Consider the following 13,625-nt stretch of genomic DNA (forward strand, 5'->3'; position numbering starts at 1 on the left):
ACTCTTTTAATTTTTTGGAAGTATAGCCAAAAATTATATAAAAGTTATATCTAAATTTCAAAAATTATATTTTTTATGACCACAACTGTAATTTTGGATTATGTGCTATTGCTTTTAAAATATCTGTTTTAGTAACAATTCCTATTAAAATATCATTTTCAGCGACTATTGGTATCGCATGAAGTTTAAAATCTAACATTACTTTTGCAACACTTCTAATATCTGTTGATGGGTCTGAAGTAATTAATTGGGGAAGATAAATGTCTTCTATTTTTTTTACTAAAACTACTTCACTATTTTCTAAATCTTCCATCAAAAGATTTAAAATTAGTTTTTTATTTATAACTCCTAAAATCTTCTTAGCAAATGAAACAACAGGTAACTGCTCTATTTTTAACTCTTTCAAAACATCATAAGCTTCTTTTATTGTTGACTTTCCATCAATATAAATACAATCTTTAGTCATAATATCTTTAACTAAAAAAACTGGTTCAGAAGTATCAATATTTGCCATTTTTTTATATGTATTTAAAGCTTTTTGTTCTGATTTTTTATTTTCATTATTTGATTGGTTAAGTAATGCCATAAAACCTTCGTCAGGTTTTAATCTTGTTTCACTTAGACTATCTACATTACTTAAAGTATAAAGATTATCTGAAGTACTTCTAAAACCTACACTACCGTTATTATATATGGCAAACATATTTTATTCCTTGTTTTTCTTATGTTAATACAAATTATTTAATAAATCATTAATGATTTATTTTAAGCAGTAACTTTTTTTGAAATAGAAATCAAATTTCCAATTAGTTGAGTATCTTTTTGTTTTATCCAAAAATCTTCATTTGCAACAATTATCAATCTTTTTTTTGTTCTACTTACAACTGTGTTTATTAGATTTAAACCTTTGAAATTTTCATTTAAAGTATTTGTAAAGAACATTCTTCTTTTTCCACTATTTGAATCATCAACAACACTAAAAATTACATTATCCCATTCACTTCCTTGTGATTTGTGGATGGTCATAATATTTTCAAAATATTTTCTACCCAAGTGTTCCTTTAAAAGTTTCACTTGTTTTTTATATGGAGTTAATATCACAAAAGATTTTCCTTCAAACTTTTTTACTAACTCTTTGATTATCATTACTTCTTCTAATGATGAGCGTTCATCAGCTTCATTTACATTTGAAGCACTATCTATAAAAAATAGATTTGTATCACTTTCTAAAGCTGATTGAAATCCAAATTTGTAAACAAATTTATTTAAAACTTTTGCTAAGTTTTTCCCAAATCTATGGGTTGAGATTAGATTAATTTGTGATGTTTTTTCAAATTTTGGTGTTATATTATTTGTAAAATCTAAATAAATCTCTTCAACACTATTTTTAAAAAAAAGCGTTTCAAAAAAGAGTGCACATTGGCTCCATAAAAAGCTCTTTTTAAAAGCATTTATATCATCAGTTTTTATTTCACTAACAGGTGGAAGTTGCATATGATCACCTAAAAATGTAATTGAAGAATTACACTTAAATAGAGTCAAAGCCTTAATTGTAGACATATATCCAGCTTCATCACAAAATATATGTTCGACTTCGATATTTTCATTTATAGTGTATTGAATATAAGCATCAATTGTCATAGCAATTACTAAACTATTTTTTACTCTTTGTTTAGTACTTTGCTCAATTAATAAATCTTTTTCATCAATCAAAAACTCATATTTTTCTTTTAATTTTTTATCATCAAAATTTTTATGATGTATATTTAAAGCTTGATTTATCAACTCATCATTTGATTCTTTTGCTAAAGTTTTTATAGATTCTAAACTTCTTTTACACCAAAGATTTAGTTGGGATATTTTTTCATTTATTTGAAGCTGTTTTTCATCTAAGTTTGTTTGTGTTAAATCTTTAAATATTTCATTATAAACCTTTTCATTTTTTATTATTTTCTTACAAAAATTTAGTATTTCAAAGTTTTTTTGATTTATTTGATTTATCTTTTCGTCTATTTTTTCCAATTCTTTTCTAATACAATCTATATTTACAACCTCTTTTAATCTATTTTCCTCTATTAGTTTCTCATCAAAATTTACACAAGGATTTTTTTCATGTTTTTTTATTGCATCTTTTATCATTTTTGAATTATTTGAAAAATGGTAAGCTTTTAGGGGTAAAGTTAAAAGATTTATCAAAGGTTGCAAATGTTCTTTTTCATTTTCAAGTTTGATAATTCTTATTTTATTTTCTTGAAGCTTAGAAAAGTGTTCTAAGATTTTTTCTAAATCTTCACTAATTTGTTTACCTTCGCGATATTTAAGTACTCTATTTAAAATATTTATCTCATTTTCAAGTGATTCTAAAACTCTTTCTATTCCTTTTGTTTCACAAACTTCACCATAATTATCAAAAAAATCTTTTGATGGAATTCCTATTCGTAAAATCTTTTCTCGTGAAATTTGAAGTTTTTCAGTATTTTCTAAAACTCCCAAAAGTATCTGTTCTAAAGCTACATTTGTAGGAGCAACAATCAAAACTTTTTTATTTGAAGTTATATAATTTATCAATGCAGTTGATAAAACAGCTTTTGTTTTTCCTGTTCCAGGAGGTCCCCAAATATATGAATATCTGTTTTTAAATATAGAATTTACTGCATCTTTTTGATTTTGGTTTAGTTTTGTATCTTTTAGTATTTCTATATTTGGTTTTAAATCTAAATCAAAATTGTCATCAAAAGTAAGTTTATGAGCGTTTTTTTCATACCATTCAATCAAATTTTTAATCAAAAAAAGTAAATCAGTAACTACAAAAAAATCATCACTACTTATCTTTTCAAAATCAATATCATCTTTCAAAACTTGAACATATAAAAGTCTATTTTTTTCATCATACTCTTTGATTAAAATATCTTTTTTATTAAAATAATATTCATTTGTTTGATTGTTTTTATAATAAGTTTTTTCAAAATCATAAATAGCTTTTTCAAGTTTTATTTCATATAGTTTTGGAGAACTATCTTCTTGGTATTTTATAGATACAACTTTGTCTATACTTTTTCCATTGTTTTCACTATATTTTTTTACATATTCATAATAAAATTGTGCCTGTTCAAGACATAGCTCTTTTAGTTTTGAGATTTCCATTTGGGATTTTAACTTAATAAGTATAAAAAAGGGACTCATCATTCTGATAAGTCCCTTTTTAAATAGCTAAAATAATAAATTATTAGATTGGTAAAACTCTGATATTTTCATCAACTTTTTGTTGTAAAACAGACTCAATAGCAAATAAAGTTCCTGTACTTCCAGACGCACATCCAGAACAAGAACCTAAATATCTAATATATAAATCATAATGAGGAATATTTTCTTTGATATCAATAATTTCCATATTTCCACCGTCCATTACAAGCATTGGTCTAATATCAGAATCAAGTACAGAATCGATTGCTTTGATTCTTTGAACTAAAGTCATTTTATCAAAAGATAGTGTTCCAGCAACACTTGCATCTGCTGCCGTTTTCATTTTTGATTCTTCCATTTCAGCTCTTACATCTTTTAAAACATCTACTAAATAGATATCTTTTTCTTCATGTCCACCTGGCTTAATACATGATTTACAAAAAGCCCCTGCTTTTGTATAATCTGTAATTTGCTCAACTGTTGTTAAATCATTGATTCTAATAACTTCTTTTAAAGTAGCAAGAGAAACCCTTGCACATTCACAAATAATTTGCTCTTCTTCAAAAGATTCCATATCAACACCTTTGTACTCAGCTGCTGCTTTTTTGATCACATCATAAGCCATAACTGAACAGTGCATTTTTTGAGGTGGAACAGCTGGAGTTTCTGGATTATCTCTTAGTGCAAATTCAACATCAATATTTGTAATTTTTACAGCTTCATCAACAGTTTTACCAACACAAAGTTCTGCCATAACATCAGAAGACGCGATTGCTGTACCACATCCAAAAGATTTAAATTTTGACTCTAAAATTTTATCTGTATTTTCATCAACTGCCCAGTAAAGTCTTACTGCATCACCACATGATTCAGCTCCAAAATCTGCAACAATTAGTTTTGCTCCTAATTCTTTTGCTCTTTCTTCTGTGATTTCCCCTTGGTGTTTTGGGTTATTCATTCTATTTACTACTTGATTTGAGTATTCATCCCAAATCGAACCACTTATTAAACTATTTTTTGCCATCTTATTTTCCTTTAAATATTACTCTATTTTTTATAAACCTGATTTATGACACGAAGGTGCATAAGCATAAGAACTTGAAATTCCTCTTAATCTAGTAACAGCTTTTTTAATAACATCTATTGCATAATCTATTTGTTCTTCTGTATTAAATCTACTTAAACTAAATCTAACTCCTGTATGAGCTAACTCACTATCACTTCCAAAAGCATTCATAACTGGATTTGCTTCTAAATCTTCAGATGCACATGCACTTCCTGTACTCGCACCTACTCCATTTTGATTTAAATCCCAAAGCATAGATTCACCTTCAACACCTCTAAAAGAGATTAAAGTTGTATTTGGTGTTCTATTTTCTTTTCCACCAATAACAATAGTATCAGGTAGTTCTAAAATTGCCGCTTCTAATTTATCTCTTAATTTACTTACATGATTTTTTTCATAAGCTAATGCCATAGTTGAAGTTGCTAATTTCATAGCCCAACCCATTCCAACCATTGAAGCAACATCTACTGTACCTGCTCTATTTCCACCCATTTGCTCACCACCATGTAAAAGTGGAGTTAAAGAGTAACCTTTTCTTACATATAATCCACCAACACCTTTTGGTCCATGGAATTTATGAGCTGAAAATGATAAATAGTCAACATTTACATCTTGAACATCAACAGGTACTTTTCCAATTGCTTGAGTTGCATCTGTATGAAAAGGAACTCCTGCTTCTTTACAAATAGCTCCTATTTCTTTGATTGGGAAAATTTTTCCTGTTTCATTATTTGCCCACATAATTGTAACTAATGCTGTATCATCTCTTAAAAAATCTTTTACTAAACTAGCTTCTAAAACCCCTTGCTCATTAACAGGAAGGTAAGTTACACTAACACCTTGAGATTCCAAAAATCTACATGTTGCAGTTACAGCTGGATGTTCTACTTCACTTGTTATTATATGTTTTTTATCACCATTCAGGATTTTATCAATCCAAATTCCTTTTATTACTGTATTAATACTCTCTGTTGCATTTGCTGTAATTATAATATCATCTTCGTCAGCAGCATTAATTCCTTCATATAAAAAATTTAAAGCTTCAACCATTTTTGGATGAGTTCCTGCTCCAAATTTATGTAATGAATTTGGATTTCCGTAAATATCACAGAAAAAAGGTTTCATCTCTTCATAAACTTTTGGGTCTACGATTGTTGTCGCGTTATTGTCTAAATAAACTTCCATTTTTTTTCCTATATTTTTTAATTCTATTTGCAAAACTATTCCAAAATTAATAGTATTTAATAAAACTTTTTCGTATTCTAATGCAAATAGGATAAAATTTGTCTTAATTGATTTCAATTAACATTCTTATGAATTATATTTTATCATTTATATGATTAATCTAGAGGAAACTATATTATTTTTATCACTATTTATAAAAAAATATGTCTTTACATTGTATACTTAATTGTGATAGAATTTTAATTAGGATAAAAACTATCCTATTTAAAAAATTAAATACTATATTGGAGAAGTCATGGCTGATAACCAACAAATACATGACGTAATTAATAAAGAATATAAGTTAGGTTTTGAAACCTTAGTTCAAAGTGATACTTTTGAAAAAGGTTTAAATGAAGATGTAATAAGAGCTATTAGTGCTAAAAAAAATGAGCCTTCTTGGTTGCTTGATTTTAGACTAAAAGCTTATAAAAAATGGCTAAAAATGGAAGAGCCAACTTGGGCAAATCTTAAATATCCAAAAATTGATTATCAAGATATCGCATATTATTCTGCACCAAAAAAAGCTTTGGATTCACTAGATGAAGTTGACCCAGAAATTTTAAAAACTTATGAAAAATTGGGAATTCCACTTGAAGAACAAAAAATGTTAGCAGGTGTTGCTGTTGATGCTGTTTTTGATTCTGTTTCTGTTAAAACTACCTATCAAGAAGAGCTTGAGAAATTGGGAATTATATTTTGTTCTATCTCTGAAGCAGCTCATAAATATCCACAATTAGTTCAAGATTATTTAGCAAGTGTTGTTCCACCAACGGATAACTATTTTGCAGCTTTAAACTGTGCTGTTTTTACAGATGGAAGTTTTGTGTATATTCCACCAAATACTCGATGTCCGATGGAGCTTTCTACTTATTTTAGAATAAATGCTTTAAATACTGGACAATTTGAAAGAACTTTAATTATTTGTGATGAAGGAAGTTATGTTTCTTATAATGAGGGTTGTTCTGCTCCAAGTAGGGATGAAAGACAACTTCATGCAGCTGTGGTTGAACTAATTGCTCTAAAAGATGCTCAAATCAAATATTCTACTATTCAAAACTGGTTTCCAGGAGATGATTCTGGAGTTGGTGGAATTTTAAACTTTGTAACAAAAAGAGGAATCTGTAAAGGTGATAACTCTAAAATCTCTTGGACACAAGTTGAAACAGGAAGTGCAATTACTTGGAAATATCCATCATGTATTTTACAAGGTGATAATAGTGTTGGAGAGTTTTATTCAGTTGCAATTGCTTCAAAATCACAACAAGCAGACACTGGAACTAAAATGGTTCATTTAGGTAAAAATACAAAATCAACTATTATTTCAAAAGGTATTTCTGCTATGAGTGGAGTAAATGCTTATAGAGGATTAGTAAGAGTTGGGAAAAATGCCTCAAACGCTAGAAATATTTCAGAGTGTGATTCACTTTTAATTGGAAATAAGTGCCATGCACACACTTATCCATATCATGAAATTAGAAATAGTAGTGCAAATATAGAACATGAAGCAACAACCTCAAAAATCTCTGAAGAGCAACTTTTTTATCTATCTCAAAGGGGAATAGATGAAGAAGATGCAATTGCTATGATTGTAAATGGTTTTTGTAAAGAGGTATTAAAAGAGCTACCAATGGAGTTTGCTGCTGAAGCTAAGGAATTATTAAACATATCATTAGAAGGAAGTGTGGGTTAAATCATGGAAAAAAATATTATATTAAAAATTGAAGATTTAAAAGTAAATATAAATGATAAAGAGATTTTAAAAGGTTTAGATTTAGAGATAAAAGAAGGAGAAATCCATGCACTTATGGGAACTAATGGAGCTGGAAAATCTACTTTAGTAAAAACTTTAAGTGGTCATTATGACTGTGTTGTAAATGATGGGAAGATTACTTATAAAAACAAAGATTTGCTTGAAATGGATGTGACACAAAGAGCAAATGAAGGTATTTTTATGAGTTTTCAATCTCCGGTTGAAGTAGCAGGAGTTAATAATAGTTACTTTTTAAAAACAGCAATGAATGCAAAAAGAGCCTATGAAGGACTTCCTGAAATGGATGCAATGGAGTTTTTAAAAGTAACAAAAGAAGAAACTGCTAAATTTAATATTGATAGAAAACTTTTACAAAGAGATTTAAATGATGGTTTTAGTGGTGGTGAAAAAAAACGAAATGAATTAATCCAACTGTTAATGCTAAAACCTGATTTAATAATGCTTGATGAGATAGATTCAGGACTTGATGTTGATGCTATTAAAACTGTTGCAAATGTTATAAATTCTATGCTTGATGGAAAAAAATCTATTTTAATGATTACGCATTATGATAGATTATTAGAGCTAATAAAACCTGATTTTGTGCATATCTTACATGATGGAAAGATAGTAAAAACAGGAGATTATACACTAGCTTTAGAACTTGATGAAAAGGGTTATGAAGCAATAGGAATAAATGATGTTAATAAATGAACTAAATACTAAAATTCCAAAAAAAAGTGAAGAAGAGTTTTTAAAAATAAATTTTGACTCTTTGTTCTCTTATGACTTTAAAGAAGTTAAAACCTATGAACTTGATATTATGGGATTAAAAACAATAAAAGATGAAAATAGTTATGAAAGTGTTTTATTTAATATCACTAAAAATTTAGATGATAATCAAAAAGTTTTAACAATAAATAAAAACATAGCTGAACCTATTTTTTTAATTCATAAAATAAAAGAAGATGAAACATTTTTTACTAATTCATTGAAAATAGAAGTAAAAGAGAATATAAAAGCTCAAGTTGTAGAGGTTTTTGTAAGTGAGTTTAATAAATCTTGTTATGGTGTTAATAGAAATATAGTTTTAGAAGAAAATGCCTCTTTAGAGTATGTAAAAATTCAAGATATAAATGCTTCTTCTTCGATGATTTTTAGCAACTGTGCAACTCAAACAAAAAATTCAAAACTAAAAATCACAAATTTTGAATTTGGAGAGGGTTTTATCATCAACAGTTTTGAAAATATCATAAATGAAGAATTTGTAGATTATGAACTAAATGGCTTAATAAAACTATTTAATGAAGCAAATAATGCAACATTAGTAAAAACAATTCATAATGAAAAAAATTCTATAAGTTCAATCAACTATAAAAATAGCTTAAAAAATAGTTCAAAAGCTGTAGTAAAAATAAAATCAATAGTAAATGAAAATGCCCTATTTTCAAAAGCTTTTCAAAATTGTAATACTATTTTATTAAGTGATGATGCAACAATTTTTGCTCAACCACATCTTGAAATTTACATAGATGAACTTGAAGCAAGTCATGGAACAACAACAGGCACATTAAATAAAGAACAACTTTTATATCTTCAATCACGTGGAATCAGCAAAGATAAAGCTTATGATATGTTACTTGAAGCTTTTGAAAGTTCTATTAAAAATAATATTGAAGATGAAATCATAAAAGAGTTTATTCAAAACTATAAAAAGGAACAATATGTTTAAAAATGACTTCCCATATTTTCAAAACTCAAAGGTTGTATATTTAGACAATGGGGCAACCACTCAAAAACCAAAAAGTGTTATTGATTCGCAAGTTGATTACTATACACAATATTGTGCAAATACTCACAGAAGTAATTTTGGTCATGCAAATAAAGCAACACAAGAGTTTGAAAAAGTAAGAGTTATTTTAAAAGAGTTTATAAATGCTTCTAAAAATGAAGAGATTATTTTTACAAAAGGTGTAACAGAATCTATAAATTTTATAGCTTCTTCTTTTGCCACACATTTTAAGACAGTAATAATTTCAAGTTTAGAACACCACTCAAATATAACTCCTTGGCATATGCAAGGAAGAAGTTTGGGAAATGGGCTTGAAGTTGTGAATTTTAAAGAAAATTTAGATTTTGATTTTGAGCATTTTGAAGAACTTTTAAAAGCAAATCCAAACTCTTTTGTAAGTATTACTCATATTTCAAATGCTTTTGGAAAGATTCATGACATAAAAACAATCACAAAAATAGCCCATGATTATGGTGCTATTGTTATGATTGATGGAGCTCAAAGTTTGGCACATTTAAAAGTAGATGTAAAAGAACTTGATGTGGATTTTTTTGCTATTTCAGGACATAAAACTTTTGCACCAACAGGAGTTGGAGCAATTTATGTAAAAGAAAAATTTTTAAAAGATTTAAAAGCATATCAAACAGGTGGCGCTACTATTAATGACGTTGATTTTAATCACTCAACTTTACTTGATTCACCTTATAAATTTGAAGCAGGAACTCAAAATATAGCTGGAATCATAGGTTTTGGAAAAGCTTTAGAGTATATAAATCATATTCATTATAAAAATATTCAAAGCTATGAACACAATGTTTATAATTATTTGGATGAGGAACTAAAAAAACTTCCTGATATTATTTTTTACAATGATATAAGTGATAGTATTGGAAGTAGAAGCTTTAATTTTAAAGGCATAGTTCATGATGATATTGGAATTTTAATTGATAAAATGAATATTGCAGTTAGAGTTGGTCATCACTGTGCTCAACCTATTATGAAAAAATTAGGAATAAAAGGAACTATTCGAGTAAGCACTGCTTTTTACAATGATTTTGTTGATGTGGATAAATTAATAGAGGCTTTAACAAAAGCTTTAAAAATATTGAAGGATTAAAATGAGTATAGAACAAAGAGTACAAAATATAAAAGAAGATTTAGATTTCTTTGATGATGAACTTGCAAAATATGAATATATTATAGATTTGGGGAAAAAATTAGAAGAGTTTAAAGAAGAGGATAAAATCCCTGCAAATATTGTTCACGGTTGTACTTCTCAAGTTTGGCTAACAAAAGAAATAAAAGATGGCAAACTTTTCTTTAAAGGAACAAGCGATGCTATTATCGTAAAAGGTTTAGTTTATATGATTTTAGAAATTTTCTCAAACTCAACAATAGAAGAGTTAAAAGAAGTTGATATGGATATTATTCATGAACTAAAACTTAGTGAAGTAATAACTCCAAATAGACAAAGTGGAGTTATAGGAATGATAAAAAAAATAAAAGAGTATGCACAAAATGCATAAAGGATTTAAAAATGAGTACAATTTTTGATTTAGAAGAAATAGAAAAAAAAGTAATAGAAAATTTAAAAAAAGTTTATGACCCAGAAATTCCATCAAATATTTTTGATTTAGGGTTAATTTATAATATAGAATTTGAACAAAAAAACAACTATTTACATTGTATGATTACAATGACTCTTACAAGTCCAACTTGCCCTGTTGCAGATAGTTTACTTGAACAAGTAAAATATGTAACATTAGCTGTTGATGAAATAGATGAAGCTTTCGTAAAACTTGTATTTTCTCCACCTTGGGATCCATCTATGATGAGTGAAGATGCAAGAGAAATTATGGGAGCAAGTGGAGCTGCTATGCCTTTTTAAGGCATAGCTTTAAAACATCTAAAGAATAAATTCTTCCAAATTTATTCTTCAAAAAAATTACAAATAGGAATCTCTAATATTTTACTAATTTTATATAAGTGTTCAATATTAAAGTGTTTTCCATTAGTATATGGTTCACAAGCAGATATTAAACTTACAGATTTATTACCCATTTCATAAGTTAAATCTAATTGAGTATATCCTTTTCAATCCTATATTTCTTAACATTTTTTCCTATAGTTTTGTACAACTCTTTAATTTCTTCATCTGAAAATTCATATTTCATTATTTAAAACCTACTATGGTAGTTTTAAATGGAGATTATTTATGATTAAAGACTTATTGGAACAAATAGACAACTTACCACCTCTTCCTCAAACTATAATTGAAATAAAAGAATTTAGAAAAAACTCAAAAAAAGATGTAGATGAATTATTAAAAATAAATCAAATGATTTTTTAAAAGAATTAAAAGAAGGTAAAGAAATCGGTGAATTAGAAAAAAAATATTTAGGTGTTACAACATCAAAAGCAACAGCAGAAATTTTTAGACATTGGAAATTAAGTAATAATTTAATAAAAATAGAAGACTTAAACTTTTTTTTGAGTCTTTTTTATTGAACTTATAAATATTCCCAAAAGAATTAAAAAAGTTGAAACAAAAAGTTCAAAACTTAAAGTTTCATCTAAAAATAAAATCCCTAAACAAATAGCAATAACAGGTGCTAAAAGTTGTAAAATACTAGCTGTTAAAATATCTATTTTAGGTAAAACAGCATACCAAATGATATATCCTAAAGCTGAAGTTACAACTCCTGAAAAAATTGCTAAGAATAGTGTAAAAGCATCAAAAGATAAAGAATCTATAAAAAATAGTGCAAATATAACTGTAAAAATTGTAGCTTTAAAAAAATTATCTGTGGTACTAAAAAAAGCATTTGTTGATTTTTTCCCTAAAACTGTATAAAAAGCCCAAGCAATTCCAGAAATTATCATCAAAAAAGCGTGAAATAAAGAAAGAGAGAACTCTTTACTTGGATAAAGTAAATAAACTAATCCAAAAAAAGCTATGAATATCCCAAAAAGTTTATTAAAAGTAAGACTCTCTTTATAAAAAATTGCCATTAAAATCATAGATAATTGTACAGAAGCAAAAAGAATCAATGTCCCAACTCCCGCTTCCATATCCACATAAGAGTAAGAAAAAGTTATTGCATATAAAAAAAGCATAAAAGGATTAATCCAATTTTTTCTCAAATTTAAATCAATTCTTTTGTATCTAAAATAGTAAATCATCAAAAGAAAAATTGCACCTGATAAAATTCTTAAAATAGTAAAACTAACAGCATCTGTATTTTCACTAAGCATTGCCATACGACATAAAATAGGATTTGTACTTAAAGAAAAAAGAGCAATAAAAATCAGAGTAAAAAGTTTTAAATCTATATTTTTTTCACTTTTCATCTTTGTTTCCTTTGAAAATAATCTTATTTATCCCTATTTTAGCCAAATTGTTTATAAAAATATTTATATTAAAAAACACTTTATTACTATTAAAAAGAAAAAATTTAAGGTATCATTAAAAAAACAATGCCCGAAGGAGATTTTATGTTTGGAATGATTTCTAATAAAGAATTAGAACTGATTGATAACTACTTTAATCAATTTGTAAAATTTATCTCTTCTGAAAAGAATGAGTTTGATTACATAGAATCCACTGGAAATAAAAAACTTGATGAAATGCTAAAAAAATGGAATGATGAAATAAAAGCAGTTGATAAAAGAAACAAAGAGGATATGAGAGTTTTAGGTGAAATTGTCCTTACAGCTGATAAAGTTGAAAAAGGTATCTATAATTGTAGAATTAAATCTTCAACTTCAAATCCTACTATTTTTACATTACGAAACACACTAAATAAAATGCTTCATAGTATTAATGAATGCAACTCCTTAATTTTAAAAGTTTTAAATAGTTACACCCATGATGATTACACAAAAAAAATAGAAGTTGTTGATAACTATAAAGATGAGATGAAAGAATTAATGCAAAGTATAAATAAATTAGGAACTGCATTAAGTGAAACAGCAAAAAAAAATCTACAAAATGGAGAAAATCTTAGTCAAAATTCAACTAGTATGAACTCTTCAATGAATAATTTAGCATTAAAAGCAAATGAACAAGCAGCCTCTCTTGAACAAACAGCAGCAGCTCTTGAAGAGATTACTAGTATTACTAGAAATAATGCCGAAAATGCTACTAAAATGGCAACTTTAGGTCAAACTGTTAAAAAATCTGTTTTTACAGGTGAACAATTAGCTTCTAAAACTGCTATTTCTATGGATGAAATCAATGAAAAAGTTAATGCAATAAATGAAGCTATTACTGTTATTGATCAAATAGCATTCCAAACTAACATTCTTTCACTTAATGCAGCTGTTGAAGCAGCAACTGCTGGAGAAGCTGGGAAAGGTTTTGCAGTAGTTGCACAAGAAGTACGAAACCTAGCTAATAGAAGTGCTGATGCTGCTCGTGAAATTAAAAATCTAGTACTTGAAGCAACTTCAAAAGCTAATGATGGGAAAATTGTCTCTTCAGATATGATAGATGGGTATAAAGAATTAAATAAAAATATTTCCGAAACAATTAATATTATAGGAGATGTTTCAAAAGCTTCAAAAGAACAAATGACAGGAATTGAACAAATCAATGATGCTGTAAA

13 protein-coding genes and 1 pseudogene are annotated in these 13,625 nt (G+C 27.2%); 8 read left to right on the forward strand and 6 right to left on the reverse strand.

What is annotated here, in order from left to right:
- Positions 1 to 73: 73 nt before the first annotated feature.
- From AAQM_RS09045 to AAQM_RS09060, 4 genes are all read right to left on the reverse strand, one after another.
- The gene (locus tag AAQM_RS09045) at positions 74 to 703 is read right to left on the reverse strand and encodes a CBS domain-containing protein (protein WP_129095778.1); all 630 of its coding nucleotides are present in this window, start codon (positions 701 to 703) and stop codon (positions 74 to 76) included.
- Between the two features lie 62 nt (positions 704 to 765).
- A complete protein-coding gene (locus AAQM_RS09050) occupies positions 766 to 3,144 on the reverse strand; it encodes an AAA domain-containing protein (RefSeq protein ID WP_164967065.1) in 2,379 nt (792 codons plus the stop codon).
- An 82-nt stretch (positions 3,145 to 3,226) separates the two neighbouring features.
- The gene (locus tag AAQM_RS09055; protein ID WP_129095780.1) at positions 3,227 to 4,207 is read right to left on the reverse strand and encodes an iron-sulfur cluster assembly scaffold protein; all 981 of its coding nucleotides are present in this window, start codon (positions 4,205 to 4,207) and stop codon (positions 3,227 to 3,229) included.
- Positions 4,208 to 4,237: 30 nt separating this feature from the next.
- Entirely contained in the window at positions 4,238 to 5,434 is a 1,197-nt protein-coding gene (locus AAQM_RS09060) for a NifS family cysteine desulfurase (protein ID WP_129095824.1), read from the reverse strand.
- Positions 5,435 to 5,729: 295 nt separating this feature from the next.
- On the opposite strand from AAQM_RS09060, the gene sufB reads away from it, so the two are divergent.
- The 6 genes from sufB to AAQM_RS09090 are packed head-to-tail and all read left to right on the forward strand — an operon-like array spanning position 5,730 to position 10,906.
- Positions 5,730 to 7,166 (forward strand): Fe-S cluster assembly protein SufB, encoded by a 1,437-nt coding sequence (sufB, locus tag AAQM_RS09065; protein ID WP_129095781.1) that lies wholly within the window; start codon positions 5,730 to 5,732, stop codon positions 7,164 to 7,166.
- A 3-nt stretch (positions 7,167 to 7,169) separates the two neighbouring features.
- Entirely contained in the window at positions 7,170 to 7,940 is a 771-nt protein-coding gene (sufC, locus tag AAQM_RS09070) for a Fe-S cluster assembly ATPase SufC (protein ID WP_129095782.1), read from the forward strand.
- Positions 7,927 to 8,958, forward strand: a complete 1,032-nt coding sequence (locus AAQM_RS09075) for a SufD family Fe-S cluster assembly protein (RefSeq protein WP_129095783.1) — start codon at positions 7,927 to 7,929, stop codon at positions 8,956 to 8,958. The genes sufC and AAQM_RS09075 overlap by 14 nt, the downstream gene beginning before the upstream one ends.
- On the forward strand, positions 8,951 to 10,135 hold the full coding sequence (locus tag AAQM_RS09080; protein WP_129095784.1) for an aminotransferase class V-fold PLP-dependent enzyme: 1,185 nt from the start codon (positions 8,951 to 8,953) through the stop codon (positions 10,133 to 10,135). The genes AAQM_RS09075 and AAQM_RS09080 overlap by 8 nt, the downstream gene beginning before the upstream one ends.
- Position 10,136: 1 nt before the next feature.
- Positions 10,137 to 10,544 (forward strand): SufE family protein, encoded by a 408-nt coding sequence (locus AAQM_RS09085; protein WP_129095785.1) that lies wholly within the window; start codon positions 10,137 to 10,139, stop codon positions 10,542 to 10,544.
- A gap of 11 nt (positions 10,545 to 10,555) precedes the next feature.
- On the forward strand, positions 10,556 to 10,906 hold the full coding sequence (locus tag AAQM_RS09090) for a metal-sulfur cluster assembly factor (protein WP_129095786.1): 351 nt from the start codon (positions 10,556 to 10,558) through the stop codon (positions 10,904 to 10,906).
- 41 nt (positions 10,907 to 10,947) lie between these two features.
- On the opposite strand, the gene AAQM_RS12815 is transcribed toward AAQM_RS09090, so the two are convergent.
- The gene (locus tag AAQM_RS12815) at positions 10,948 to 11,079 is read right to left on the reverse strand and encodes a hypothetical protein (RefSeq protein WP_346726118.1); all 132 of its coding nucleotides are present in this window, start codon (positions 11,077 to 11,079) and stop codon (positions 10,948 to 10,950) included.
- A gap of 154 nt (positions 11,080 to 11,233) precedes the next feature.
- Here AAQM_RS12815 and AAQM_RS12805 point away from each other — a divergent pair, with 154 nt between their 5' ends.
- The gene (locus tag AAQM_RS12805) at positions 11,234 to 11,368 is read left to right on the forward strand and encodes a hypothetical protein (protein WP_268878224.1); all 135 of its coding nucleotides are present in this window, start codon (positions 11,234 to 11,236) and stop codon (positions 11,366 to 11,368) included.
- 128 nt (positions 11,369 to 11,496) lie between these two features.
- Here the strand turns inward: AAQM_RS12805 and AAQM_RS09095 are convergent, their stop codons facing one another.
- Positions 11,497 to 12,369, reverse strand: a complete 873-nt coding sequence (locus AAQM_RS09095) for a DMT family transporter (RefSeq protein ID WP_129095787.1) — start codon at positions 12,367 to 12,369, stop codon at positions 11,497 to 11,499.
- Between the two features lie 627 nt (positions 12,370 to 12,996).
- Here AAQM_RS09095 and AAQM_RS12840 point away from each other — a divergent pair.
- Positions 12,997 to 13,608 (forward strand): annotated as a pseudogene (locus AAQM_RS12840) (methyl-accepting chemotaxis protein); the annotation flags it as partial.
- Between the last annotated feature and the right edge of the window lie 17 nt (positions 13,609 to 13,625).

The organism is Arcobacter aquimarinus (assembly GCF_013177635.1).
GTDB classification, from domain to species: Bacteria; Campylobacterota; Campylobacteria; order Campylobacterales; family Arcobacteraceae; genus Aliarcobacter; species Aliarcobacter aquimarinus.